23 protein-coding genes are annotated in these 26,116 nt (G+C 71.8%); 10 read left to right on the forward strand and 13 right to left on the reverse strand.

The annotated features are described in order from the left end of the window. Positions 1-26: 26 nt before the first annotated feature. The 6 genes from cobT to ACIRPU_RS15005 form a co-directional block, all read right to left on the reverse strand. On the reverse strand, positions 27-4,439 hold the full coding sequence (gene cobT / locus ACIRPU_RS14980; protein ID WP_403866602.1) for a nicotinate-nucleotide--dimethylbenzimidazole phosphoribosyltransferase: 4,413 nt from the start codon (positions 4,437-4,439) through the stop codon (positions 27-29). 459 nt (positions 4,440-4,898) lie between these two features. Continuing rightward, positions 4,899-6,122 carry a precorrin-6y C5,15-methyltransferase (decarboxylating) subunit CbiE gene (gene cbiE / locus ACIRPU_RS14985; RefSeq protein ID WP_403866605.1) on the reverse strand — a complete coding sequence of 408 codons (1,224 nt, stop codon included), beginning with the start codon at positions 6,120-6,122 and terminating at the stop codon, positions 4,899-4,901. A 96-nt stretch (positions 6,123-6,218) separates the two neighbouring features. Continuing rightward, entirely contained in the window at positions 6,219-6,857 is a 639-nt protein-coding gene (locus ACIRPU_RS14990) for a GNAT family N-acetyltransferase (RefSeq protein WP_403866608.1), read from the reverse strand. Positions 6,858-7,026: 169 nt separating this feature from the next. Then, the gene (locus ACIRPU_RS14995) at positions 7,027-7,854 is read right to left on the reverse strand and encodes a MetQ/NlpA family ABC transporter substrate-binding protein (protein WP_403866611.1); all 828 of its coding nucleotides are present in this window, start codon (positions 7,852-7,854) and stop codon (positions 7,027-7,029) included. A 76-nt stretch (positions 7,855-7,930) separates the two neighbouring features. Beyond that, positions 7,931-8,668: a methionine ABC transporter permease gene (locus ACIRPU_RS15000; protein ID WP_403866614.1), complete on the reverse strand. Its 738-nt coding sequence runs from the start codon at positions 8,666-8,668 to the stop codon at positions 7,931-7,933. Continuing rightward, a complete protein-coding gene (locus ACIRPU_RS15005; protein WP_403866617.1) occupies positions 8,665-9,726 on the reverse strand; it encodes a methionine ABC transporter ATP-binding protein in 1,062 nt (353 codons plus the stop codon). The genes ACIRPU_RS15000 and ACIRPU_RS15005 overlap by 4 nt, the downstream gene beginning before the upstream one ends. Positions 9,727-10,424: 698 nt before the next feature. Here ACIRPU_RS15005 and ACIRPU_RS15010 point away from each other — a divergent pair. Together ACIRPU_RS15010 and ACIRPU_RS15015 are read left to right on the forward strand one after the other, a co-directional pair. Further along, positions 10,425-10,784: a hypothetical protein gene (locus ACIRPU_RS15010; RefSeq protein ID WP_355706511.1), complete on the forward strand. Its 360-nt coding sequence runs from the start codon at positions 10,425-10,427 to the stop codon at positions 10,782-10,784. 1 nt (position 10,785) lies between these two features. Continuing rightward, on the forward strand, positions 10,786-11,208 hold the full coding sequence (locus tag ACIRPU_RS15015; protein WP_403866620.1) for a hypothetical protein: 423 nt from the start codon (positions 10,786-10,788) through the stop codon (positions 11,206-11,208). On the opposite strand, the gene ACIRPU_RS15020 is transcribed toward ACIRPU_RS15015, so the two are convergent. The 3 genes from ACIRPU_RS15020 to ACIRPU_RS15030 form a co-directional block, all read right to left on the reverse strand. Then, positions 11,198-11,695 (reverse strand): GNAT family N-acetyltransferase, encoded by a 498-nt coding sequence (locus ACIRPU_RS15020; protein WP_403867207.1) that lies wholly within the window; start codon positions 11,693-11,695, stop codon positions 11,198-11,200. The two genes, ACIRPU_RS15015 and ACIRPU_RS15020, sit on opposite strands and share 11 nt — an antisense overlap. Before the next feature lie 45 nt (positions 11,696-11,740). Then, complete coding sequence (locus ACIRPU_RS15025) at positions 11,741-12,247, reverse strand: sigma-70 family RNA polymerase sigma factor (RefSeq protein WP_403866623.1); 507 nt, start codon at positions 12,245-12,247, stop codon at positions 11,741-11,743. Positions 12,248-12,314: 67 nt separating this feature from the next. Then, positions 12,315-13,496: a glycerophosphodiester phosphodiesterase gene (locus ACIRPU_RS15030; protein ID WP_403866626.1), complete on the reverse strand. Its 1,182-nt coding sequence runs from the start codon at positions 13,494-13,496 to the stop codon at positions 12,315-12,317. 312 nt (positions 13,497-13,808) lie between these two features. On the opposite strand from ACIRPU_RS15030, the gene ACIRPU_RS15035 reads away from it, so the two are divergent. Continuing rightward, the gene (locus tag ACIRPU_RS15035) at positions 13,809-14,480 is read left to right on the forward strand and encodes a 1-acyl-sn-glycerol-3-phosphate acyltransferase (protein WP_142269965.1); all 672 of its coding nucleotides are present in this window, start codon (positions 13,809-13,811) and stop codon (positions 14,478-14,480) included. Positions 14,481-14,799: 319 nt separating this feature from the next. Here the strand turns inward: ACIRPU_RS15035 and ACIRPU_RS15040 are convergent, their stop codons facing one another. The 4 genes from ACIRPU_RS15040 to argH all read right to left on the reverse strand — a co-directional run bounded on the left by ACIRPU_RS15040 (position 14,800) and on the right by argH (position 19,539). After that, a complete protein-coding gene (locus tag ACIRPU_RS15040) occupies positions 14,800-16,323 on the reverse strand; it encodes an MFS transporter (RefSeq protein ID WP_403866629.1) in 1,524 nt (507 codons plus the stop codon). A 91-nt stretch (positions 16,324-16,414) separates the two neighbouring features. Further along, positions 16,415-16,975, reverse strand: a complete 561-nt coding sequence (locus ACIRPU_RS15045; protein ID WP_355706516.1) for a TetR/AcrR family transcriptional regulator — start codon at positions 16,973-16,975, stop codon at positions 16,415-16,417. Between the two features lie 101 nt (positions 16,976-17,076). Then, positions 17,077-18,048, reverse strand: a complete 972-nt coding sequence (locus ACIRPU_RS15050; protein WP_403866632.1) for an aldo/keto reductase — start codon at positions 18,046-18,048, stop codon at positions 17,077-17,079. A gap of 57 nt (positions 18,049-18,105) precedes the next feature. Continuing rightward, a complete protein-coding gene (argH, locus tag ACIRPU_RS15055) occupies positions 18,106-19,539 on the reverse strand; it encodes an argininosuccinate lyase (RefSeq protein ID WP_403866635.1) in 1,434 nt (477 codons plus the stop codon). Positions 19,540-19,758: 219 nt separating this feature from the next. Between argH and ACIRPU_RS15060 the strand changes: the two genes are divergently transcribed. The 7 genes from ACIRPU_RS15060 (at position 19,759) to ACIRPU_RS15090 (ending at position 25,752) form a co-directional block, all read left to right on the forward strand. Continuing rightward, the gene (locus ACIRPU_RS15060) at positions 19,759-20,640 is read left to right on the forward strand and encodes a hypothetical protein (protein WP_403866639.1); all 882 of its coding nucleotides are present in this window, start codon (positions 19,759-19,761) and stop codon (positions 20,638-20,640) included. Positions 20,641-20,808: 168 nt separating this feature from the next. Next, on the forward strand, positions 20,809-21,390 hold the full coding sequence (locus ACIRPU_RS15065; RefSeq protein WP_384118565.1) for a pyridoxamine 5'-phosphate oxidase family protein: 582 nt from the start codon (positions 20,809-20,811) through the stop codon (positions 21,388-21,390). Beyond that, positions 21,387-21,530: a hypothetical protein gene (locus tag ACIRPU_RS15070; RefSeq protein WP_403866642.1), complete on the forward strand. Its 144-nt coding sequence runs from the start codon at positions 21,387-21,389 to the stop codon at positions 21,528-21,530. The genes ACIRPU_RS15065 and ACIRPU_RS15070 overlap by 4 nt, the downstream gene beginning before the upstream one ends. Before the next feature lie 83 nt (positions 21,531-21,613). Then, on the forward strand, positions 21,614-22,321 hold the full coding sequence (locus tag ACIRPU_RS15075; protein WP_403866645.1) for a L,D-transpeptidase: 708 nt from the start codon (positions 21,614-21,616) through the stop codon (positions 22,319-22,321). 116 nt (positions 22,322-22,437) lie between these two features. After that, positions 22,438-23,820: a ferric reductase-like transmembrane domain-containing protein gene (locus ACIRPU_RS15080; RefSeq protein ID WP_403866648.1), complete on the forward strand. Its 1,383-nt coding sequence runs from the start codon at positions 22,438-22,440 to the stop codon at positions 23,818-23,820. A 56-nt stretch (positions 23,821-23,876) separates the two neighbouring features. Further along, entirely contained in the window at positions 23,877-24,962 is a 1,086-nt protein-coding gene (locus ACIRPU_RS15085) for an FMN-binding protein (protein ID WP_403866651.1), read from the forward strand. Between the two features lie 52 nt (positions 24,963-25,014). Next, on the forward strand, positions 25,015-25,752 hold the full coding sequence (locus tag ACIRPU_RS15090) for an FAD:protein FMN transferase (RefSeq protein WP_403867211.1): 738 nt from the start codon (positions 25,015-25,017) through the stop codon (positions 25,750-25,752). Positions 25,753-26,116: the final 364 nt, after the last annotated feature.

Below are 26,116 nucleotides of genomic sequence, written 5' to 3' on the forward strand. Positions count from 1 at the left end.
CGTGCCCGCCGGCCCCGGAGCGGGTCCTACTTCTCGGTGACCCCCGCCGAATCGAACGTCGCCACCTCGTGCATCGCCCGGGCCGTGCTCTGCACCAGCGGCAGGGCGAGCAGGGCGCCCGTTCCCTCGCCGAGGCGCAGGTCGAGGTCGACCAGGGGACGCAGGCCCAGCTTGTTCAGGGCCGCGACATGACCGGGTTCGGCGCTGCGGTGGCCCGCGATGCAGGCCGCGAGGACCTCGGGGGCGATGGCGCGGGCGACCAGGGCGGCGGCGCCGGCGCTGACGCCGTCCAGGATCACGGGCGTACGCAGGGAGGCGCCGCCGAGGAGGAGGCCGACCATCGCCGCGTGTTCGAAGCCGCCGATCGCGGCCAGGACCCCGATGGGGTCCGCCGGGTCCGGCTGGTGGACCTCCAGGGCGCGGCGCACGACCTCGGTCTTGCGGGCGAGGGTCTCGTCGTTGATACCGGTGCCGCGGCCGGTGACCTCGGCCGGGTCGGCGCCCGTGAAGACCGAGATGAGGGCCGCGGACGCCGTGGTGTTCGCGATGCCCATCTCGCCCGTGAGCAGCGCCTTGTTGCCGGCCGCGACCAGGTCGCGGGCGGTCTCGATGCCGACCTCGATGGCCTGCTTGGCCTCGTCGCGGGTCATCGCGGGGCCGGTGGTCATGTCGGACGTGCCCGCGCGGATCTTGCGCGGCAGGAGACCGGGGGTCGCGGGGAGGTCGGAGGCGACGCCCACGTCCACCACGCAGACCTCGGCGCCCACCTGGGTGGCGAAGGCGTTGCAGACCGCTCCGCCGCCGAGGAAGTTGGCGACCATCTGGGCCGTCACCTCCTGCGGCCAGGGGGTGACCCCCTGCGCGTGCACCCCGTGGTCGCCGGCGAAGATCGCGACGGCCGCGGGCTCCGGGATGGGCGGCGGGCACTGCCGGGACAGACCGGACAGCTGCGCGGAGATGATCTCCAGCATGCCGAGCGAGCCGGGCGGCTTCGTCATCCGCTTCTGCCGCTCCCAGGCCTCGCCGAGCGCCTTCGCGTCGAGCGGGCGGACGCTGGCGACGGTCTCGGCGAGCAGGTCGTGCGGGTCCTCGCCGGGCAGCGCGCGACGGCCGTACGTCTCCTCGTGGACGACCCACGACAGCGGACGGCGCTTGGCCCAGCCGGCCTGCATCAGCTCGGGCTCGTCCGGGAACTCGTCGACGTATCCGACGCAGAGGTAGGCGACCACTTCGAGGTGCTCGGGCAGGCCCAGCGCGCGGACCATCTCGCGCTCGTCGAAGAAGCTGACCCAGCCGACGCCGAGGCCCTCGGCGCGGGCGGCGAGCCAGAGGTTCTCGACCGCGAGCGCGGAGGAGTACGGCGCCATCTGCGGCTGGGTGTGACGGCCCAGGGTGTGGCGGCCGCCACGGGTCGGGTCGGCGGTGACGACGATGTTCACCGGGGTGTCGAGGATGGCCTCGATCTTCAGTTCCTTGAACTGCTTCGCCCGGCCCTTGGGCAGCGACTTCGCGTACGCGTCACGCTGACGGGTCGCCAGCTCGTGCATCGCGCGCCGGGTGTCCGCGGAGCGGATGACGACGAAGTCCCAGGGCTGCGAGTGACCGACGGAGGGCGCGGTGTGGGCGGCCTCCAGAACACGCAGCAGCACCTCGTGCGGGATCGGGTCGGGGCGGAATCCGTTGCGGATGTCCCGGCGCTCGCGCATGACCTTGAGGACGGCCTCGCGCTCGGCGTCGTCGTACGCGGGCGCGGCGGGGCCGGTGGACTCTCGAACTTCTTCCACTGGGGCCGGGCTCTCTTCCTGGTCGGCGGCCCTGGTTTCCAGGTCCTCCGGGCTCTGTGCGACATCGGGGTCGATGCCGGTCTCGGGCTCCGTGCCCGGGATCGCGGGGGCGGGAGCGGGGTCGGCGCCGCGGGGGGCGGGGACCGTGACGGGGGGAAGGGCGGCGCCTGCGTCGGCGGCCTGGTGCGGTTGCGCCACCGGGTGTTCCGCCGCCGGGTGTTCCGCCGCCGTGTGTTCCGCCGCCGGGTGGGCGGTCTGCTCCTCCGTGGGGAGCACGAGGGGGTGCGGCGGGGTGGGGGCGAGGTGCGGGGTGGTGGGCACCATGCCCTCGACCGGGACGAATTGGCCCAGGGGCTGGTCCGCGGAGGGCTGCGCCGGCTGATCCGGCTGATCCGGCTGGTGAGCCAGGGGGGCGGCGGCCACCAACTGCTGGACGGGCTGCGGATGCGCATGCGCGTGCTCCGGCTGTGCAGGCTGCGGGATGGCGGAGGCGTCCACGGACACCGCGACCGCCACGGGCTCGGGCTGGGGCTGGGCCTCGGGTAGGACCGGCGCGGGGGGTGCCCCGATCGGTGACTCCGCCGTCGGCGGTTCCGGCTGCGGCTCCGGCGTCGTCGACAGTTCCGGCTCCGGCTCCGCGAGGGTTGCGGCCGGGGCGGACTCCAGCTGCTCGGTCAGGGCCTCGGCCTCAAGCGCGGGTTCGGCTTCGGGTTCTGCTGCGGGTGCGGGTGTGGGTGCGACCTCGAGCGCGGGCTGCGGGGCCGTGTCGGGAGCAGGCGCTTCCGGGATGTGAGACGCGGGGACCGCGATGTGGGCGGCCGCGGCCACGGCGGAGGTCTCGTTCGCCGCCTCCACCACCGTCCGGGGCTCCGGTTCCGGCTGAACGTCCGGGATCGACGGGACGGCCTGCTCCTGAGCGGGTTCCGCCTGCGGGGCGGTCGACTCGGCGGCGGCCGCGGCGGCGATCTCGGCGGACGCCACGAAGGCGTCGACGAGCAGGACGGACTCGGGAGCGGCGGCGGGCACGGGGGCGGGAGCGGCGGCGGGGTCGGAGACCTGCGGCGCGGAGGGCGCCTCGGGCGCGACGGCCTCGGCCACCGGGCCGGGCGGTTCCTGCGCGGGCGCCGCAGGTTCGGGCGCGTCGGGGACGACGGTGGCCGCGGGCTCGGGAGCCTGAGCGACCGCGGGCGCGGGAGCCGGCTCAGCAGGCGTGGGCTCGAGGGCCACGGCGGGATCCGACACGGGGACTTCGGAAGCGGCGGCGGGCGCGGGTGCGGGGACGAACTCGGCGACCGGGACCGCCTCCGCCGTCGGCGCCTCGTAGACCTGGGCCGACGTGTCGCCGAGTTCCGCGTGAGGCGCCTCGTGCTCTTGGGCTTCTTGGGCCTCGTGGAGTTCGTGGGGTTCTTGGGGCTCCTGCGGCTGAGGCGTCTCGACCGGGATCGTCTGCCCGGCCTCGGCCGGCTGAGCGACCGTCTCCGCGACGGAGTTCGCGTCAGGAACCTCCGCAGGCTCTGCCACCTCGGCGGCCTCTGCCGTCTGGGCAGGCTCGGCCGCGTCGGTCGCCCCAGCCGCCTCGGTCACCACAGCCACATCGGCCACAGCCACATCGGCCACGGCCGCCTCGGCCACGGCCGCCTCGGCCACAGCGGGTTCGGTCGGCGGGGCGCCTTCGGCGGCGGCGACCGGCTGCTCCGCGTACACGGCCTCGGGACCCTGTGCCGCTCCCGGCGCCGGCGCCGCTTCCGCCGGCGTGTCGACGGCCGACACGGCACTGCCGTACGAGGCGCGGTCGTCTCCGGAGAGGGGGACGTCGGCCGCGTCCTGCCCGACCTGGGCGACCGGGACCGCGGGTACCTCCTCCGCCTCCGCCATCATCGCGGCGCCGAGCAACTCACCGGGGTCGATGACTCCGTAGGCCGCGGAGGCCTGTGCGGGCACGGGCACCTCACCGACGGCCTCGGACTCCTGGACCTCTTGGGGCTCCTGGGGCTCCTGGGGCTCCTGGGGCTCCTGGGGGGCGGTCGCGGCGATAGCCTCGGTCGCCACCCGGGCCACGGCGGCCTGGGCCACGCCGACCGGCTCGCGCTGCTGCGCCGCCGCGGCCGTCGCCGGAATAACCGTTTCCGCAGCCGTCCCCCCGTGCTCGACCTGCGGCTGCGCGGCGCCCCAGGGGGACGCACCCTGCGGGGGCATCTCGCGCAGGTGCGGGGCGTCGAGGTACTCGGGGCCGGACGCGGACGGGCCGGGCTGCCGTACCGGCGCGCCCGCGGGGCCGCGATCGGCGAGCGAACGGACCGGGCTCGCGGAGGCGTCGGGGATCTGCGGGCCGAGATGCAGGGGGCGGCGCGGGGCCGCCTGGGGCGCCGACGAGCCCGGAAGGCGGACGCCGCTGAGGTCGACCGAACCGCTGTCGCGGCCTGCCGTCTCGTGCGGGCCCGGCTCGTGCACCGTCTCGACCACCGGCTCCGGGGCGGGCGGCGCCACCTCGTTGCCCCACGCGCTCTGGGCACCCGGCAGCAGCAACAGGTCTTCGTCCTCGGCGGTGGTCTCGGAGAGGTAGGTGTACGCACCGTGCGCGGGGGCGCCCGGCTGTTCCACCATGCCTACGCTCTCCGGCAACCCCTCGCCCGGGACCTGGCCGGTGTCGGTCATGCGTACCCCTCGCCCATCGGTTAGTGCTTCTACGACCAGCTCACCCGGAGCGGCGCACCGACCGCCCCGTAGTGAAGAACGAGCGTCCGCGCCCAGCGGCACGAACGACCCCGTCCGAAAAAGCGACAAAGCCATTCAGTGGCATTGTCCCGGCCGTAGTCGCGTCGCGACAGCTTGATCCGCGACGCCCCGCTGTGGACTGCGCCACGTTGCGCGCCCTCCGGTTCTGCCGTACCACACCCACCCCAAAAGGGATGTGTTTTCCGGACATTGACCGACGAAGTGCCGGGCGACCGGAAGCGGTACGACGATCGGCCAGCCTACCGCGCGCGGTACGACAACAGGATCACGGGGAGGGCGCGCCGGGTCACGATCGGCGGTCGGAAAGGCCCTGGCCGTCGCCCGTCCGGCACCGGTCCCTCACGCGTCCCTCACGTGTCCCTCACCTGTCCGCCGGCCTCAACGAGGCGATGCGCGCCGCACGATCTCTCCGGTGAGGAGGAACGCGACGCTCCGTTCCCGTTCCGTCCAGGCCCGCGTGTCGAGTTCGACGGACTGGACGAGGGAGCACTCGACGCGGTAGCCATGCTCGGTCAGGTCACGGCCCACGAGCTCGGCGGCGTCGCGGGTCCCGGCGTGGGTGACGATGCGCTGCGGGCGGCGGTCGGCGACGGCGGAGACCACGGCCGCTCCCCCGCCGCCGATCCGTACGACGTCGGGTTCGGGCAGGTTCTCCAGGACGTGCGGGGCGGTGCCGTGGACGATCTGGAGCTGGACGCCGTGGCGGCGCGCGGAGCTGTCGGTGCGGGCGCACGCGTCGAGGTTCCGGTCGACGGCGATCACGGCGGCACCCGCCCGCGCCGCTTCGGTCGCGAAGGCGCCGCTGCCGCAGCCGATGTCCCAGACGAGGTCGCCGACGCGCGGTCCGAGCCGGGCGAGTTGGGCGGCGCGCAGCAGCTCCGCCTCGCCCTCGCCCAGTCCGCCGCCGTACGCCTCGGCGGGCAGGGCCCAGCCGCGCGGGCCGGCGGCCGGGTCGCGGCCGGCGATCCAGCCGCTGTCCCCGGATACGACCGGCCCGGTGGGACCGCCGATGACGATGACGACGTTGGGGTCGCGCCAGGTGTGGTCGGCGGCCTTGTCGGAGGTGACGACGCTGACCTGTTCGCGGGTGGTGCCGAGTTCCTCGCAGACGACGAACGTGCGGTGCACGCCCTCCATCAGCAGGCCGAGCTCGGCGGGGCCGGCGCCCGGGGAGGTGAGGACGGCGACCTTGGTGTGGGCGCGGCACACGTTCACGGCGCGGCGCAGGGTGCGCCGGTGGGCGACGACCACGTGGGCGTCGTCCCAGGGCATGCCGGCCCGGGCGAAGGCGGCGGCGACGGCGGAGACGGCCGGGACGACCTCGACCTCCAGGCCGAACTCGGGTGCGCGCAGGGTCCGTACGACGCCGAAGAAGCCCGGGTCGCCGTCGGCGAGGACGACCGCGCTGCCACGGTGGCCCGCGATGCGGCGGGCGGCGAGGGAGACGCTGCCGAGCCGGACGCGTTCCGCCGAGGGTGGCACCTCGGGCAGCGTCAGGTGGTGGGGGGCGCCGGCCACCAGCGTGGCGGCACCCAGGGCGGAACGGGCCGCGGCGGTCAGCGGCGAACCGTCCCATCCGATCACCGTGACGCGGTCGGCCATCGTCGTCAGTCTCCCCCGGGGTTCACGCAGGTAGCGGGCTCCGTGAGGGTACCTGGTCGGTGGGTCACGGCAATGGCGGTGGCACCGGCCCGGGGGTCAGTTCCAGTCGGTGTACGACGTGAAACCGCCGCTCTCGGCGAAGTGCTCCCCGGGACCCTCCAGGTCCTCCGGGAGGAGGCTCCACACGATGTAATCGGTGCGCACCTCGTTCCAGCTGCCGTCCTCGGCCCGCACCCGCGCTATGCAGGCGCCGCGCAGCACGCCCTCGCTGATACAGCCGATCTTCTGCGCGACCTGCTGGGAGGCGGTGTTGTCGGCGGCCGTGCGCAGCTCGACGCGCTCGAACTTCCGGTCGTCGAGAAGCCATTGGGCGGTGGCCAGCGCCGCCTCGGAGGCGTAGCCCTCGCCGCGCGCCCAGGGCGCGATGATGTACGACAGTTCGGTGGAGCGGACGTGCCAGTTGGTCTTGGTGAGCTGGATGACGCCGACCAGGCGCTGGGTGAGGAACTCGGTGACGGCGAGGTCGAGGCCGCGGCCCTCGGCGCGTTCGGTGGGCGCGTACTCGGTGATCCAGCGGCGGGCGGCCGCCTCGTCGAACGGCTGGGGCACGGCCGTCCAGGCGGCGACCTGCTCGTCGTTCATCATGTCGGCCAGGGCGGGCACGTCGTCCTCGTCGAGGGGGCGCAGCACCAACCGCTCCGTGCTGATGGAGATGTTGGGGAAGGTGCTCGTCATGCGCCGCTCCGTAACCTTCGAGACTTCGGGGTGCGACCTGCCGCCCCGTCAGGGTCCGCTGAACTGCCCAGCATGCAGCATGTGAGCACGGAACCACACCACGGGGTCCACACCGAGTGAGGGAGTGGACCCCGGGCGCATGTGCCGGTCCCCCGGCCGGTGGAGGTGGTCAGAACGAGGCGATGACGGAGCCGTCGTACGTGTCCTCGATGAACTTCTTGACCTCGGCGGAGGTGAGGAGCTTGGCCAGCTTCTTCACTCGCGGGTCGTCCTCGTCGCCGTCCTTGACGGCGAGGAAGTTGCCGTACGGGTTGTCCGTGGCGGACTCCAGGACGAGGGCGTCCGACGCGGGCTTCAGGTCGGCCTCGATGGCGTAGTTGCCGTTGATGACGGCGGCGTCCACGTCGTCCAGGGAGCGCGGGGTCTGCGCCGCCTCCAGCTCCTTGAACTTGAGCTTCTTGGGGTTCTCGGTGATGTCCGCGGGGGTCGCCTCGTTGCCCACGCCGTCCTTGAGGGTGATCAGCTTGTTCGCGGCGAGCAGCTTGAGCGCGCGGGCCTCGTTGACGCTGTCGTTCGGGACGGCGACCGTCGCGCCGCTCTTCAGGGCGTCGGCGCTCTTGACCTTGTGGGAGTAGAGGCCGAGCGGCTCCAGGTGGACCGTGACGACGGGCACGATGTGGGTGCCGTTCTTCTTGTTGAAGTCGTCGAGGTACGGCTGGTTCTGGAAGTAGTTGGCGTCCACCGAGCCGTCCTCCGTCGCCGTGTTCGGCGTGACGTAGTCGGTGAACTCCTTGACCTCCAGGTCGAGTCCCGCCTTCTTCGCCAGCTTGTCCTTGACGAAGTTCAGGATCTCGGCGTGCGGGGTCGGGCTCGCGGCGACGACCAGCGGGCCGCTGGTGTCGGAGGCGGAGTCCTTGTCCGAGCCGCAGGCGGTGAGCCCCAGGGTGAGGGCGCCGACGGCGAGGACTGCGGTGGTGAGCTTGGCGGTGTTACGCACGAAAAGTGCCTTTCCTGAGGGTGTTGCGGCCCGCGTGGGGTGTGCGGGGGATCTGTGGGAGCGGCTTTGGGAGCGCTCAGGCGACCTTGCCGATGTCCGCGGCGGCCGGCTCCTTGGCCTTGAGAAGGCGGAGCTTCGGCAGGGGGCCCGAGCCGCCGCCGCGGCGGTGCAGCGAGCGGGCCGCGTAGTCGCCGGCGAACTGGATGAGCGAGATGACGACGGCGAGGATCGCCACCGTGATCCACATCAGCTCGGTCTCGAAGCGCTGGTAGCCGTAGCGGATGGCGATGTCGCCGAGGCCGCCCGCGCCGACCGTGCCGGCCATGGCGGAGTAGCCGATCAGGGCCACGATCGTGGTCGTGGTGCTCGCGATGAGCGAGGGCAGGGACTCCGGCACGAGGACCTTGCGCACGATCGTCCAGGTGTTGCCGCCCATCGTCTGCACGGCCTCGACGAGTCCGCCGTCCACTTCGCGGACGGCCGTCTCGACCAGGCGGGCGAAGAACGGGATGGCCCCGATGGCGAGCGGCACGATCGCGGCCTCGCGGCCGATGGTCGTCCCGGTGATCGTGCGGGTGAAGTTCATCAGCGCGACCATCAGGATGATGAACGGCAGCGAGCGGGCGATGTTCACGACCTGCCCGATCACCCTGTTGGCGACGAGGTTCTGCAACAGGCCGCCCCGGTCGGTCAGGACCAGCAGGACGCCGAGCGGGAGGCCGCCGGCGATGGCGATGAGCGTCGACCAGCCGACCATGTAGAGGGTGTCCCAACACGCCTGGGACAGCAGGGGCTGCATCTCGGACCAGGTCACTTGGCACCTTCCTTCAGCAGCACGGACTCCTGGGCCGAGTTCGCCGTGTCGGCCGTGTGCTCGACGATGTCGATCTGGAGGCCCTGTTCACGCAGGAAGCCGATCGGCACGACGTTGTCCTCGTAGCGGCCGGGCAGTTCGATGCGCATCCGGCCGACCTGGAGCCCGCCGACGGTGTCGATGGCGGCGCCGAGGATCGAGATGTCGATGTTGTAGGTGCGCGACAGCTGCGAGATGACGGGCCGGGTGGCGGCCTCGCCGTGGAAGGTGACGTCGACGACCGTGCGGTCCTCGCCGGTGGCGTCGCCGCCGACCGGGAAGAGCGCGCCGGCCAGTTCCGAGCCGGGGGTCGCGAGCAGCTCGCCGACCGTGCCGGACTCGACGACCCGGCCGTTCCGCATCAGCGCGGCGGAGTCGCAGATCGACTTCACGACGTCCATCTCGTGGGTGATGAGCAGGACGGTGAGGCCCAGCTGCCGGTTCAGGTCGCGCAGCAGCTGGAGGATGGAGCGGGTGGTCTCCGGGTCGAGCGCGCTGGTGGCCTCGTCGGAGAGCAGCACCTTGGGGTCGCCGGCGAGTGCGCGGGCGATGCCGACGCGCTGCTTCTGACCGCCGGAGAGCTGGGCCGGGAAGGACTTCGCCTTGTCGGCGAGACCGACCAGGTCGAGCAGCTCCAGCGCCTTGCGGGAACGTTCCTGCCCCGAGACGCCGAGGATCTCCAGGGGCAGTTCGACGTTGTCCTGCACGGTCCGCGAGGACAGCAGGTTGAAGTGCTGGAAGACCATGCCGATCCGGCTGCGCGCCTGCCGCAGCTCCTTGCCGGCCCGGGGTCCGCGCCCGGCGAGCGCGGTGAGGTCCTGTCCGGCGACGGTGACCGTGCCGGCGGTGGGACGCTCCAGGAGGTTGATGCAGCGGATGAGCGAGGACTTGCCGGCGCCGGACTGGCCGATGACGCCGTACACCTCGCCTTCGCGGACGTGGAGATCGACGCCGTCGAGGGCGGTGACCTCACGGCCGCGCGAGCGGTAGACCTTGGTGAGGCCCGTGGTGGTGATCACGTGGATTTCCGTCACTGTCGAGTGCGCGGGCGTGGGTGTGCCCGGGCGCACGGGTGCAGGCTGTCAGGGACGCGACACGGCTCTCGCTGTGGCGGGGAACCGGGGAGAAACATGTGCGCGGGGCGCGGCTACGTCATGTACGGCGGACTTGCGGCGCACGGACATGCCACGGCGTCTCGCTTCGGGGCGCGAGCTCGGGGGTGGTGGTGCGGGGGCCCTCTAGAAGGCGCACATTCGACACATACAACGAGCACCGGGCGTCATGGTCGCCTCGGTCGCAAGGGTGCGGCTGCTCGTAGTGGTCATGAGCATCAGTAAAGCAGACGTACGGTCCTGACCAAGACCCCGCTGTCCGCATGCCGGACAGCCGTGGACGGGGTACGGGATCGCCCCGGCCGCGCACACGACTCTCCGCTCCCCCGTCCGTGACCAGCGCCGACAAGGCGGACCGCGTCATCGCGCCCTGGTCCGCGCCGAACTCGTCGACCTGCCGGGCTGTGGTCAACGCCACGGTCATCGGACGGCGGGGCCGACGACGCCGGGCACGGTCCCGTCTCCGCGCCGACTCCGCGCCGAGGTCCGCGCCGAGGTCCGCGCCGAGGTCCGCGCCGGGGCCCGAGCCGGGGCCCGAGCCGGGGTCGACACCGGGGCCCGGGGCCGATCGCGGGACGCCTGATACGCCGTAATAAGGTCACAGCATGCTTGATGCCCTGACGCTGGTGACCGGCGTCGCCGCGTTGCTGCTCGCCGCCTGGTGCGGCTGGGCCGCCTACCGTGACCAACCGACGAAGGACTGGCATTTCATCGGGATGGCCGTGGTCTCCCTGCTGGCCGTGATCCAGCTGGTGGTCGGGATCGTCCAGCTGGCGCGCGGCGAGAAGCCGGAGCAGGGCACGGCGATCTTCGTGGCGTATCTGCTCGGAGCGGTCGCGTGCGTTCCGGCGGTGGGGTTCATGTCGCTGTCCGAGCGGACCCGCTGGGGTTCGGTGACGGCAGCCGCGGGCGGTGTGGTGCTCGCCGTGCTCGAAGTGCGGCTCTACGACATCTGGGGAGGCTGAGATGGCGGCGGTGGACGACAAGCCGGACCGGCTCATCAGCGGGCCCGGCATGCTGCTGGTGTGGTTCTACGGCGTGATGGTGGTCGGGGCGGTGTCGCGGTCGGCGTACCAGATCGCGACCGAGTTCGACCGGGCGCCGCTGGCCTACACGCTGTCGGCCGTGGCGGGCGTGGTGTACGGATTCATCACGTACTCGCTGGTGCGGGGCGGCGAGACAGCCCGCAGAGCGGCGCAGGTGTGCTGCGCCGCCGAGTTGGCGGGGGTGCTGATCGTCGGCACCTGGACCCTGGTCGAGCCGTCGGCCTTCCCGGACTCGACCGTGTGGTCGAAGTACGGGATGGGGTACGTGTTCATCCCCGTGCTGCTGCCGCTGTCCGCCCTGTACTGGCTGCGGAAGTCCCGTACGGCCGCGTCTAGGCCGTAGCCGCGTACTCCCCGACCTGCTTCTCCAGGACGATCATCGGTACGCCGTCGGCGCCCTGCGAGGTGCCGACCGTCTCGTAGCCGACCCGGCGGTAGAGGCGGAGGTTGCCCTCGCTGCGATGGCCGGTGAAGAGGCGGAACTTCTTGGCGCCGCGCTCCCCGGCCAGCGCCGCCTCGGCCGCGCGGAGCAGCCGCGCGCCGATGCCGTGGCCCTGGAGGCGCGGGTGGACGCAGAGCTTGCCGATGGCGGCGGCGCCGTCCTCGGTGAGACTGCCTCGCACGGAGCCGACCACCTCGTCGCCCAGACGGGCCACGAAGACGCAGTCGGCGGCGAGTTCCTGCCGGACCGAGTCGAGGCTCTGGACGAGCGGGGCGATGCGGTAGTTGGCGTACAGCGCGGCTTCGCTCTGGAAGCACAGGTACTGCAATCTGAAGATCTGCTCGGCATCCTGCTCGGTCGCCACCGAGATGGTCACGCTCATGCCCATGTGCGCACGCCCCTCGCTCACCTGATCGCCTGTGGTCCTTCACTCCTATCCCCGCACTTCGCGGGCCGCAACCTCCGGCGCCAGCAATCGCCGCAGACATCCCAGACATCTGGAACGTTCCGGTCCGAGACTGCCCTGTGAGATACCCAACTCCCCCGCGATCTCGCGGTAGGTGAGGTCCCGGGGCGAGAGAAGCGCCTGGAGGAGACGGGAGCAACGGCCGGGCAGCCGGTGCACCGCCTCGCGCAGGGCGCGGTGCCGGGCGGCGGCCAGCGCGAGCTGCTCGGGGCCGCGGTCGAGGTCGTCGGCGGGGTCGCTCTCGTACGGCTGCTCGCGGCGGGTCGTACGGCGGGCGCGGCGGACCTCGGCGCGGACGGCCCTGCGCAGCCAGCCCTGGGGGTCCGGGGGCGGGCCGTCGGTGGCGAGGCGTTCCAGCAGACGGAGCCAGACCGCCTGTTCCAGGTCGCCGGGTTCGGTCCCGGTGGCATGGGCCTCGGCGGAGGCCTCCGCGGTGAGGAGCGGGCGCAGGGTGGTGAGCAGGTCGTGCGTCATGTGCCACACGATGCGGCCGCCCGGGCGGCTGGTTGCCGGGGCGGCCGACTGTCACTCCAACGGGGACTCAGCCGTTGACGAAGTCCGCGCGGGCCAGCAGCCCGGTGTCCGGGTTGTCCGTGAAGACACCGTCGATGCCGGTCGCGAAGTAGGTGCGGAACGCGCCGAAGGAGTCGCCGTAGGCGTCCGCGTCCGTGCCCTTGCGGAAGCTCGTGGGCAGGAAGGGGTTCTCGTTGCGCATGGTGTAGGGGTGCAGCACCAGACCGACCGCGTGGGCGTCCTTCACCAGCGTGGTCGGCGTGGTGAGGTTGCCGGCGGCGTCCTTCGGGATCACCAGGTCGAGGGTCGGGCCGATGCCCTGGGCGTAGCCGGCGATCTCCCTGAGACCCGCCCGGGTGACCAGGTCGGCGACCGTGCGCGGGTCGCCCGCCTCGATGAAGTCCCAGGGGCGCGAGCTCGCGCCGGACAGCAGTACCACGAGGGGGTTGTCGACCAGCTTGTTCAGGCGCTGGATGCTGCTCGGCTCGAAGGACTGCACGATGACCGGCGAGTTCTTCTTGTCCTTGCCGTACTTGTGCAGCAGCTTGGCGACCCGCTCCTCCAGACCCAGGCCCAGCTTGCGGAAGTAGGTGGGGTGCTTGGTCTCGGGGTAGATCCAGACCTGCTTGCCGCGCTTGCGGGTCTGCTCGTCCTGCCACCTCAGGACTTCCTCGAAGGTGGGGATCTCCCAGCGGCCGTTGTAGAGCGTGTTGTGCGGGCGGTTGGCCGGGATGCGTTCGACCGCGCGCAGGGTCTTCAGCTCGGCGAGGGTGAAGTCCTCGGTGAACCAGCCGGTCGTGGAGACGCCGTCGAGGACCTTCGTGGTCTTGCGTCCGGCGAACTCCGGATGGTCGGCGACGTCGGTGGTGCCGCCGATCTCCGGCTCGTGACGGCACACCAGGTGACCGTCCCTGGTGGGGACGAGGTCCCCCGCCTCGACGATGTCGGCGCCCAGGTCGAGGGCGAGCTGGTACGAGCCGAAGGTGTGCTCCGGCCGGTAGCCGCTCGCGCCGCGGTGACCGATGATCGTCGGCACGGGCAGGCTCTTCAGGCCCTTTCCGGAGCGGGACGACTCGGCGGCTCTCGCCGTGCCCGACAGGCCGAGGACCGTTCCGGTGGCACCGAGCACGGCGGCGCCGAGGAGCGCCCGCCGTCCGGTTCCGCCCGCGCTCGCCTGCTGGTTCGACTCCTGCTTGCCCTGCGTTCCCATGAGGGGTCTCCTGCCGTCGGCTCGTCCGTGCGGCCCGATCGTAGGGGCGTGGACATGACCGTCGGGAGACCTCGGTCCTAACACGCGGGTGACGGCGGATGGCATGTGCCGTACGGCCATCCGGCCGGTTCCGCGCGGTAGTTCGCCACGTTCCGGGCAGATGACAAGCAGGCGACGATACCGCCGTACAGGTAGACCTACGTCAACAGTGCGTAAGACCTGGGTGACCCGATGTGCGCCACCGCCGGTGCCGCGAGTATCGTCCTCACCTGCACAGACTCATACCCTTTTCCCTTGACATCGGAGGGCTCGTTGTCCCGCTTCGTGCTCATCAAGGCAGTACTCGGACCGGTCATGCGCCTGATGTTCCGCCCCCGGGTCGAGGGCGCGGAGCACATCCCTGGCGACGGCCCCGTCATCCTGGCAGGCAACCACCTCACGTTCATCGACTCGATGATCCTGCCGCTCGTGTGCGACCGTCAGGTCTTCTTCATCGGCAAGGACGAGTACGTCACCGGCAAGAGCCTCAAGGGCCGCTTCATGGCCTGGTTCTTCACCGGGGTCGGCATGATCCCGGTGGACCGCGACGGCGGCCGCGGCGGCGTCGCGGCGCTGATGACCGGACGGCGCGTGCTGGAGGAGGGCAAGGTCTTCGGCATCTACCCCGAGGGCACACGGTCGCCCGACGGTCGGCTGTACCGCGGGCGGACCGGTATCGCCCGGCTGACGCTCATGACCGGGGCGCCGGTCGTTCCCTTCGCGATGATCGGCACCGACAAGTTGCAGCCGGGCGGGGCGGGGATGCCGAGGCCGGGGCGGGTCACCGTCCGGTTCGGCGAGGCGATGGAGTTCTCCCGGTACGACGGGATGGACCGGGACCGCTATGTGCTGCGGGCCGTGACGGACTCGGTGATGACCGAGGTCATGCGGTTGTCGGGGCAGGAGTACGTGGACATGTACGCCACGAAGGCGAAGGCCGCGTAGCGCCTCCGGCGGTTGGCCGATTTCGAGTGCGGGTCCGTCGGGGTTTGTTGCGCAGTTCCCCGCGCCCCTGGGGGGGAGTGCTTCCCGCGCCGCCGAGGATCGGGTGCGGGTGCGTTGTCGTTTTCGCGCAGTTCCCCGCGCCCCTGGGGGGGGGAGTGCTTTCCCCGCCGCCGAGGATCGGGTGCGGGTGCGTTGTCGTTTTTGCGCAGTTCCCCGCGCCCCTGGGGGGGTGCTTTCCCCGCCGCCGAGGATCGGGTGCGGGTGCGTTGTCGTTTTCGCGCGGTTCCCCGCGGCCCTGGGGGTTTCTCCTGGGTGGGTTCTAGCCCTCGGTCTCCAGGTGTCGGCCCCTGAGCAGGAACCATGCGGCCGCGGCTGTCGCCAGCAGGATCGCCGCGCCCACTCCGACCGCCACGACCAGGCCGTCGACGAACGCCTCTCTTGCCGACGACAGCATCTGCTCGGCCGTGGTCGGCGACATGTGTCCCGCCGCCTCCACCGCGCCGCCCAGTGACTCGTGGGCGCCCTCCGGTGTGCCCGCCGGGGCCGCGAAGTCCCTGTACACACCCGTCACGATCGAGCCGAGTACGGCGATGCCGAGGGCCGCGCCGAGTTCGTACGCCGTCTCGGAGACCGCGGACGCCGCTCCCGCCTGGTCCTTGGGCACGGAGCCCAGGATGACGTCGGCGGTCACCGTGAAGGAGAATCCCGCGCCCACGCCGACCACCAGCAGGGCGGCGCCCAGCAGGGGGTAACCGGTGGACTGACCGATCGTCGTCAGGGCCGCCAGCGCGAGGCCGATCGCCGCGAGACCTCCGGAGACCACGGCCCGTACCGAGAAGCGGCGGGCCGCTCGGCCCGCGATCAGACCGGCCACCACCGCGCCGACGGCGGCGGGCAGTTCGGCCAGACCGGCCTCGAACGGGCGTCGGCCCTGGACGAGCTGGAGGTACTGGGAGAGGAAGAACACCAGGCCGGACAGGCCCAGGATGGTCAGCAGGTCGGCCAGGACCGCGCCGCTGAAGCCGCGGTTGCGGAACAGTCGCATGTCCAGCAGCGGAGTCGGCAGGGTCAGCTGGCGGCGGACGAAGCCGTACAGCGCGGCCGCGCCGAGCAGGGCCGTGCCGAGCGAGACCCCGGTGAGACCGTGGGTGGCGGCCTCCTTGACGGCGTAGACCACGCCGATCATGCCGACCAGGGACAGCAGCACGCTGGGCAGGTCCCACGGGCCGGGGTTCGGGGTGCGGGACTCGGGGAGCGTCCGGATGCCGACGACGACCAGGACGACCATCACGGGCAGGTTGATGAGGAAGACCGAGCCCCACCAGAAGTGTTCGAGGAGGAAGCCGCCCACGATGGGCCCGACCGCGGTGCCCGCGGAGGCGGTCGCACCCCAGATGCCGACCGCGAGGCTGCGCTCGCGCGGGTCGTGGAAGAGGTTGCGGATCAGGGCGAGGGTGGCGGGCATCAGGGTCGCGCCGGCGACGCCGAGCAGGGCCCGGGCCGCGATCATCGTCTCCGGGGTCGTCGCGTAGGCGTTGAGGACCGATATCAGCCCGAACGCGGTGGCGCCCATGAGCAGGATCTTCTTGCGGCCGATGCGGTCGCCGAGGCTGCCCATCGAGACGAGCAGACCGGCTATGACGAAGGAGTAGACGTCGCCGATCCAGAGGAGCTGGGTGCCGGAGGGCTCGAGGTCCTCGCTGATGTACGGGGTCGCGAGACCGAGGACGGTCGCGTCGACGGCCACCAGCAGCACGGCGAGGACGAGGACGGAGAGCGCGAGCCAACGGTCCGGGCGCTTCACCGCCCCGGTCGTGGTCGCCGGCCGCAGGGTGCTGGTCATGATTCCTCTCTCTGTGGTGCGGGGTTGTGCGGTGCGGGGATGTGTCGTGCGGGGTTGTGCCGTGCGGGATGCGTGGTGTCGCGTCGCCCGCTCAGGGGGTCTGCGGTGCGGGAGGCCTCAGCACGCCGCCGAGCAGCAGCTCGGCGATCATGTGCTGGAAGTCCTTGGGGGCGCCCTTGCCGCTCTGCACCATCCAGGCGCCGGAGGCCAGCAGGCCGAACAGCGCCTCGGTGAGCCAGGCGGGGGTGAGGTCGATGCGGAACTCGCCGCTCAACTGTCCGCGCCGGAACAGGTCCGAGATCAGGTCGTCGATCCGGGTCCAGCCCTGGTTCTGCTCCTCGCCCTCGAACAACTGGTTCTCGGTGTAGAGGAAGGCGAGCAGGCCGGCCGCCGGTTCGATTCTCTGGACGAGCCGGCGTACGGCGTCGCGCGCGGGCCCCTCGTCCAGCCGCGCCGCGGCCAGGGCGGACTCGCACTCCGCGATGCCGAGGGCCTCCAGGGCCCGCACCAGCGCGTCACGGCCGGCGAAGTGACGGTGCAGGGTGGCCCGGCTGATCCCGGCCGCCTTGGCGACCTCGTCCATCGTCGCCGTGGATTTGTGGGTCAGCAGGGCCGCGGCACCGCGCAGCACTTGATCACGATCGACAGCCATGAGACAAGAGTAGCGCAAGTGAGACAGCGATGTCTCATTCTAAAGGTGTGTGGATCACTCAGTCGTGCGCGCTGCCGATGATCGACGGTCCGGCGGACGCCTCAGTGCCAGGGCAGGCCGCCGCGCCGCTCCCAGTACGCCCGCGGCTCCTCCGCCAGCCCGGCCAGCCGGTCCACCTGGTCGTCGTCGAGGTCCACGACCGCCGCGTGCAGATTGGAAGCCAGCTGGGTGGCGGTCGCCGCGCCGGAGAGGACGACGCCGGCCCAGGGCTGCCGCAGGATCAGCGCGAGGGCGACCGCGTCGCAGCCGAGCGACGTCTGCGCCGCGACGGACCTCAGGGCCTCCGGCGCCTGGGGCTGCGCGAGCCGCCCGTTGGCCATGCCCTCCTTCACGATCACCGTGAGCCCGGCGTCATGGGCCTCGGCGAGGGCGGGGCCGGCCGAGGTCTCCAGCGCGTTGTACGTCGACTGGACGGTACGGAAGAGGGGCTCGCCGTCGACCGTCACGGCGAGGGCGGCGCGGATGGCGTCGGCCTGGGCGGGGCCGCTGGTGGAGAAACCGACGGTGAGACCCTGCGCGGCGGACTCGGCCAGCTTCGCGTGGAGTTCCTTGTCGGTGAGGGCGGGACTGTCCGGGGTCACCGAGTGGATCTGGTAGAGGTCGAGCCGGTCGCCGAGCAGTTCCGCCGTCTCGGCGCGCTGACGTTCGTACGTCGGTAGCCCGTGGTCCTTGACCTCGTGCCGCTCCGCGTCCGTGGTCCAGTCGGCGGTGTAGGTGTAACCCCACTTGCTGCCCACCACGATGTCGTCCACGTCGGGCCTGGCCTTCAGCCACCCGGCGAGGAACTCCTCGGAACGGCCGTAGGAGCGGGCCACGTCGAAGTAGCGGACGCCCTGGGCGTAGGCGGCGTCGAGGAGTTCGTGGGTGCGGGCGCGCAGCGTCTCGACGCTGCGGTCCTCGCCGAGGTCGTGGTCTCGGCCGAGGTTGATGTAGCCGGGACGGCCGACGGCGGCGAGACCGAGTCCGAGGTGGCAGGTGGGGGTTGTCGCTGAGGCCAGTCGGGCGAAGGGCATCGCGGGCTCCGTTGGTCGACTCCGGTTCGGCTTCGACCAACGTAACCCGCGAGCGCCTTACCGCTTGGTCTTGGCGGTCGCCCACTCGTGCTGGGCCGCCACGTTCTGCTTCACCTCTGCCAGCTGGATCGCCACCGCGCTGGGCGCCGTGCCGCCGCGGCCGTCGCGGGAGGCGAGGGCGCCGGGGACGTTGAGGACCGAGCGCACCTCGGGGGTGAGGTGGGCGGAGATCTTCGCGAACTGCTCGTCGGTGAGGCCGTCGAGCTCCTTGCCGTCGGCCTCGGCGACCTTGACGCACTCGCCGGCGACCTCGTGCGCGACCCGGAACGGCACACCCTGCTTGACCAGCCACTCGGCGATGTCGGTGGCGAGCGAGAACCCGGCCGGGGCCAGCTCCTCCATGCGCTCGCGGTGGACGGTGAGGGTGGCGACCATGCCGGTGAAGGCGGGCAGCAGGACCTCGAGCTGGTCGCAGGAGTCGAAGACCGGCTCCTTGTCCTCCTGGAGGTCACGGTTGTACGCGAGCGGGAGGGCCTTGAGGGTCGCCATGAGGCCGGTCAGGTTGCCGATCAGGCGGCCCGACTTGCCGCGCGCCAGCTCCGCGATGTCGGGGTTCTTCTTCTGCGGCATGATCGACGAGCCCGTGGAGAACGCGTCGTGCAGCGTCACGAAGGAGAACTCCTTCGTGTTCCAGATGATGATCTCCTCGGAGATCCGGGAGAGGTTCACGCCGATCATCGCGGTGATGAAGGCGAACTCGGCGACGAAGTCGCGGGACGCGGTGCCGTCGATGGAGTTGCCGACGCTGCCGTGCTCGAAGCCGAGGTCCTTCGCCACCGCCTCCGGGTCCAGGCCGAGGGAGGAACCCGCGAGGGCACCGGAGCCGTACGGCGACACGGCGGTGCGCTCGTCCCACTGCCGCAGGCGTTCCGCGTCCCGGGACAGCGACTGCACATGCGCGAGGACGTGGTGGGCGAAGAGCACCGGCTGGGCGTGCTGGAGGTGGGTGCGGCCGGGCATCGCCACGTCCGGGTGGGCCTCCGCCAGGCCGATCAGGGCGTCCTGGAGCTCGGCGATCAGGCCGCCGATGATCCGGGCGTGGTCGCGCAGGTACATCCGGAAGAGGGTGGCGACCTGGTCGTTGCGGGAGCGTCCGGCGCGCAGCTTGCCGCCCAGGTCGGCGCCGAGGTGCTCCAGGAGGCCGCGCTCCAGGGCGGTGTGGACGTCCTCGTCGGCGATGGTGCCCACGAAGGAACCGTCGGCCACGTCGGCCTCCAGCCGGTCGAGGCCCGCGATCATCCGGGTCAGTTCGTCCTCGGTGAGCAGGCCCGCCTTGTGCAGCACGCGCGCGTGGGCCCGCGAACCGGCGATGTCGTACGGCGCGAGGCGCCAGTCGAAGTGGACGGAGGCGGACAGCTTCGCCAGGGCCTCGGCGGGACCGTCGGCGAAACGACCGCCCCAGAGCCTTACGTCACCGCTGTTGCTGCTCACTTGCGTTGCTCCTCACCACTGCACCACTGCGCTCAACGTTATGCATGAGTATGCAGTGCTATGCATGATTCGTCAATTCAACTCCGGGTTGCCGCCCGGTTCCGGATCCCGAGAAGTTTTTGAAAGGAGTTTGAACAACAGCAACCGCTTACCCGTACTCACGACTGAACGCCGGCGCCGCGTTTGTACACCCACTCCTGACCCAAGTGAGGCATCCGCATGTCCAGGGCTCTTCCGAAGTACAACAAGCGTCGCGTGGTCGTCATCGGCGCGGCCGCCGCTCTGGCACTGTCCGGCGCGGTCGTCGTCAACTCCGCCCTTGCCGGGGAGTCGTCCAAGAGCAGCGGCTCGACCAACGCCAAGACGCTCGCCAGCCCCGGCACCATCTCGTGCCCGGACGTGGCCTCCCAGCTTCCCGCGATCCCCGCCTCCGCGCAGGCCGAGGTCGACCGCAACCTGGCCCTGCTCCAGACGCAGATCGCGGAGGCCAACAAGCGGCTGGTCGACACCGTGGGCCAGGGCGGGGCGAACTTCGTGCAGAACGCGATCCTCGGCCCGCTGGAGGGCAAGCGGGTCTCCACGATCGACCGCATCGCCATCTCGATCGGCCGCAAGGGAACCAAGCCGCAGGGCCTCGACGCGCTGGCGCCGTGCGCCCTCGACGCGGGCGGCGTCGCGGACACCGGCGAGGACGCCGCCGCGGACGACGAGGCCGAGGCCACCCCCGGCGCGGAGGAGACCGCAGCCCAGGGAGCGGACGACGGCGCGGCGGAGACGGGGGACGACACTGGCGGCGACGCGGCCGGCGTGGGCACCATCAGCTGCCCGGACGTCGCCTCGCAGCTCCCGGAGATCCCCGCCACCGCGCAGGCCGAGGTGGACCGGAACCTGGCGCTGCTCCAGACGCAGATCGACGAGGCCAACACCCGCCTCCAGAACACGGTCGGCCAGGGTGGCGCCAACTTCGTGCAGAACGCGATCCTCGGCCCGCTGGCGGACAAGCGGGTCTCCACGATCGACCGCATCGCCATCTCGATCGGTCGCAAGGGAACCAAGCCGCAGGGCCTCGACGCGCTGGCCGCCTGCACGTTGAACAAGTGACGTGACAGGCACAGCGGCCGCCCCGAGAAGCGCCGACCGGGGCGGCCGCTGTGGCGTACCCGCGCGCCCACCCACGCACCCGCACCCACGCACCCACACCGCCCCCCCACCAGGGGAATCCCGTATTTCCTTAGACACGCGAAAGGCTTTCCCGGATAATCCTTAGACATGGGAAAGACTTACGAGCGCATCGACGGCAGACTCCGCACGTTCATCGAGGAGCAGCCCCTCTTCTTCACCGCGACCGCCCCCCTGTCCGGCGACGGCACGGTGAACCTCTCCCCCAAGGGCCTCAAGGGCTCGTTCGCCGTCCTCGACGAGCACACCGTGGCCTACCTCGACTTCGCCGGCTCCAACGCGGAGACCGTCGCGCACCTGCGGGAGAACGGCCGGATCACGCTGATGTGGTGCGCCTTCCAGGGGCCGCCGAACATCGTGCGGGTGCACGGCCGCGGCGAACCGGTCTTCCGTGACGACCCCCGTTTCCGGGAGCTCCTCGCCCACTTCGCCGACCTGGACCCGACCCCGCACGGGCTGCGCGCGATCATCGTCGTGCACGCCGAACTCGTGCGGGACACCTGCGGGTACGCGGTCCCGTTCATGACGTACGACGAGGACCGCGAGCTGCACGCCAAGCGGTTCGCGCGGGAGGACGACGAGTCGCTCAGCGCGTACTTCGCGAAGAAGGAGTACATCGCCACGAGCATGGACGGCCTGCCCGGACTGCCGTTGCCCCTGAGCCCGATTTGACGCGCATATGCTTTCTGTACAGGTTCCTCAGCCCGGTCGGGGACCGCGACGCCAAGAACGTCTTCGAGATGACCGACCTGCTGCTGTACGCCTTTGAGGGACGGGCGGACCAGCTCAACCCGCCGGGTCCGGTGACCTGAGCGGCCGGGGCGGGTGGGCCGGCGCCTCGCACGGTCGGCCCACCCGGCCTGCCGGTGCCGCCACCCCCGCTTAGCGTCTGAGCATGCGCCCTCGTGTCGTCGCCACCGCCCTCGTCTGCGCCTCCCTCGGCCTGCTCGGCGCCGCTCCGGACACCGGGGCCGCCCCGCCGCTGCCCGCACGGATGGCGGACACCGGCGGCGGCACCCAGCTGATCACCGCCGAGGCCCCGCGGGCCGGTTCCACCTCGGGCACGCTCACCTGGTGGGACCTGCGGAACGGCCGGTGGACCCCGGCCGGTTCCACGCCCGCCCGGTTCGGCGCGAAGGGCCTGGTCGAGGGCGCCTCGCGCCGGCAGGGCACGAACACGACGCCCACGGGCCTGTACGACCTCCCCTACGCCTTCGGCGTCCAGCCGGCCCCGCGCGGGACGTCGTACGCCTACCGCCCGGTGCGCGAGAGCTCCTGGTGGTGCCAGGACAACAAGTCCCGCGCCTACAACCGGTGGACCGAGCCGCGTCCCGCGGACTGCCGCGCGGCCGAGTCCGAGCACCTGCTCGCGTACCGCGCGCAGTACGCGTACGCGCTGGTCATCGGGTTCAACTACCACAAACCGGTGCGTGGCCGCGGGGCGGGGATCTTCCTGCACGTCAACGGGCGGGGGGCGACGGCCGGTTGTGTGTCGGTATCGGCGGGGGCGATGCGGGCGCTCCTGTCATGGGCCCGGCCGTGGCGGCGACCGCACCTCGCGATCGGCACGACGGACGGCCGGACGGCGATCACCCGCTACTGAGCCGCCTGGCGACGATCACCGGTGGTCGCGTCCGGTGACGGGCTCCGCGGTGCGCTGAACACTCCGCGACCGTGGCCCGTATCTGAGGGCCAAGGGTCCGTATCCACGGAGGAACAGTGACGACGACGATCGCCGGCGGCCGTGCCGCCCGCCGCCAGACGATGCGCCGCATCCGCCCGCGCCGCTCCCCGGCCGTCCCGTTGCTGCTCGCCGTATGGGCGGGCGCGGCGGGTGTGCTGTGGCTGTGGTGGGCCAACACGCCGAACATCGCGGACGACAACAGCAAGATCCTCAACGCGGGACGGATCACCGGGCTGCTCGCCGGGTACCTGATGGCGCTCGTGGTGCTTCAGATGGCGCGGGTGCCCGCGCTGGAGCGGCGGGTGGGCTCGGACCGGGTGGCGCGCTGGCACGCGATGAGCGGCCGGTACACGCTCTGCCTGGTCTTCGCGCATGTGTTCCTCATCATGTGGGGATACGCGCTCCAGGCCGGCAAGACGCTGGGCGACATCGTCCAGCAGACGATCGACTCCATCAACCAGCTTCCGGACATGGGCAAGGCGGCGATCGGCACCGGTCTGTTCCTGCTCATCGGGCTGGTGTCGATCGGCCCGGTGCGCCGCCGGATGCCGTACGACACCTGGTACCACATCCATCTGATGACGTACGCGGCCGTGTTCCTGACGTTCTGGCACCAGATCACCTCCGGCAACGACTTCGCGATCGAGCCGACGGCGAAGACCGTCTGGTACGGGCTGTACGGGTCGGTCACCGCGCTGGTCGTCTGGTACCGCATCGTCGTTCCGGTCCGGCTGAACCTGCGGCACCGGCTGCGCGTCGAGGCGGTCATCGAGGAGACGCCGGGCATCGTGTCGGTGCTGATCGGCGGGCGCAAGCTGCACCGGATGGGCGCGGAGGCCGGGCAGTTCTTCCGGTGGCGGTTCATGGCGCCGGGGATGCGGTTCAGCTCCCACCCGTACTCGCTGTCGGCGGCCCCCCGCCCCGACCTCCTGCGGATCACCGTCAAGGCGATCGGCGACCACAGCGCGGCACTGCGTGAGCTCCAGCCCGGCACGAAGGTGTGGGCCGAGGGTCCGTACGGTGCGATGACGGCGTCCCGGCGCAGCCGCGGCAAGGTGCTGCTGGTGGCCGGCGGGGTCGGCATCACGCCCATGCGCGCGCTGTTCGAGACGCTGCCGGGCGGGGCCGGTGACATCACCCTCCTCTACCGGGCCAACAGCACCCAGGATCTGGCGCTGTGGGACGAGCTGGCGAAGATCGCCGACGAGCGTGGGGCGCGGCTGATGTACGCCGTCAACAGCCCCGACGGGGAGCGCCCCGACATCTCGGCGGAGTCCCTCCAGCGGAAGATCCCCGACATCGACAGTCACGACGTCTTCATGTGCGGACCCAACGGCTTCGCCCAAGGGGTGTACGAGGCACTGCGCGGCGCCGGGGTCCCCGCCCGCCGCATCCACCACGAGTCGTTCGAGATGTGAGCGACCCGTACTCACGGGAACCTCGCCACCAACGGGAATCAGGAGCTCAGGAAGAGATGAGGAAGAGCCACCCTCTTCGGCGCGTCGTACTCGCCACCGCCGCCACCGTGTCCGGGATCGTGCTGCTGCTGTCGCTGAAGCCGTCGGCCGACCCGGGCGCGGCCCAGGCGGCCGGTGCGGGCGCGTCGGCGCAGGAAGCGGCGCAGGGCGGGTCCGGGGCGGTCGTGTCGGGGACGATGACCGGTGACGCGGCGCAGACACAGTACGGGGCTGTGCAGGTCCGGATCACCGTCGTCAACAACAAGATCACCAAGTCCGAGGCGGTGCAGGCCCCCAAGGGCGGCACCAGCGACCAGAAGACGGCACTCGCCGTCCCCAAGCTCAACGCCGACGTGGTCGCCAAGCAGAGCCCGGACATCGACACGGTGTCGGGCGCCACGTACACCAGCGAGGGTTACAAGAAGTCCCTCCAGTCGGCGATCGACAAGGCGAACGCGAGCGCCGGGTCAGGGTCCTCCCAGGGATCCGGCAGCGCGCAGGCGGCCGGCACCTTCACCGGGGACGCGGCCCAGACGCAGTACGGCGCGGTCCAGGTCCGGATCACCGTCGCCGACGGCAAGATCACCAAGGCGGAGGCCGTCCAGGCCCCCAAGGGCGGAACCAGCGACCAGAAGACCGCGCTCGCCGTCCCCAAGCTCAACGCGGCGGCGGTCGCGGCCGGCAGCGCCGACATCGACACCGTCTCCAGCGCGACCTACACGAGCGAGGGCTACAAGAAGTCCCTCCAGTCGGCGCTGGACAAGGCGAAGGCGACGGCGGGTTCGTCGTCCGGGTCCGGCGACGCGGGGGCCGCTTCGGGGGCCGCGCAGGCCAAGACCGTCACCGGCGCCGTCGCGCAGACGCAGTACGGCGCGGTCCAGGTCCGGATCACCGTCGCCGACGGCAAGATCACCAAGGCGGAGGCCGTCCAGGCCCCCAAGGGCGGAACCAGCGACCAGAAGACCGCGCTCGCCGTCCCCAAGCTCAACGCGGCGGCGGTCGCGGCCGGCAGCGCCGACATCGACACCGTCTCCAGCGCGACCTTCACCAGCGAGGGCTACAAGAAGTCCTTGCAGTCGGCGCTGGACCAGGCCGGTGGCTGACACGGTGGCCGAGTCGGCGGCGCCCGCCGTGCTGCGTCACGCGGAAGAGGTCATGGGAACCGTCTTCTCCTTCGACGTGCGCGGCGGGGAGGCCGGGGCGGTGCGGGCGGCGCTGGAGGAGGCGGTCGCCTCGCTGCACCGGGTGAACGAGGTGTTCAGCACCTACCGCGAGGACAGCCAGGTGTCCCGGCTGGTACGCGGTGAGCTGACCGTCGAGGAGTGCGATCCGGAAGTGGCGGAGGTGCTGGAACTGGGCGCCGAGGCGGAACGGGTGAGCGACGGCTGGTTCAGCATGCGCTACCAGGGCCGGCTCGACCCGACCGGCATCGTGAAGGGCTGGGCCGCCGAACGCGCGGCCCGGCTGGTCGCGGCGGCGGGCGTGAGCGGGGTGAGCGTCAACGGCGGCGGGGACGTGCAGTTGCTGGGTGTCCCCGGGCCCGAGCGGCCGTGGCGGGTCGGCGTGTCGGACCCGCTGCGCCCGGGCGGCCTCGCCGCGGTGGTCTCGGCGGCGGGAGCGGACGAACTGGCGGTCGCGACGTCCGGTACGGCGGAGCGGGGCGCCCATATCGTGGACCCGCGAACGGGCCGCTCCGCGGTGACCGACCTGGTCGCCGTGACGGTGGTGACCCCCCAGCTGACCTGGGCGGACTGCTGGGCGACAGCCGCGTTCGCGATGGGATCGCGGGAGGCGCTGGGCTGGCTGGAGTCCCTGCCGGACGTGGAAGCCCTGCTGATCACGGCGGGCGACGAGGTGCGCTGCACGGGGGGCCTGGCCGGCCGACTCGGCTGAGCAGCGGCCCTCCGCCGGGGAGGTGCGGGCGACGCGACCGGCGCGCGGGCGGGCGGCCGGGCGACGCGACCCGGCACGCGGACGCGCTGCCGCCGCGCCCCGCGCGGGCGCAGGCGGCACGGGTGGGCACGGCCCGCACGGGTCGGGACAGGCCGCACGGGTTGGTACAGGCCGCACGGGTTGGTACAGGCCGCACGGGTTGGTACAGGCCGCACGGGTTGGTACAGGCCGCACCGTTAGCCACGGCCCGCACGAGTCGGTTCAGGCCGCACCGGAGGGCGCAGGCGGCACGGGTCGGGACAGGCCGTACCGGAGGGCGCAGGCGGCACGGGTTGGTACCGGCCGTACCGGTGGCCACGGCCCG

The organism is Streptomyces sp. NPDC102259 (assembly GCF_044766465.1).
In the GTDB taxonomy this organism is placed as follows: domain Bacteria; phylum Actinomycetota; class Actinomycetes; order Streptomycetales; family Streptomycetaceae; genus Streptomyces.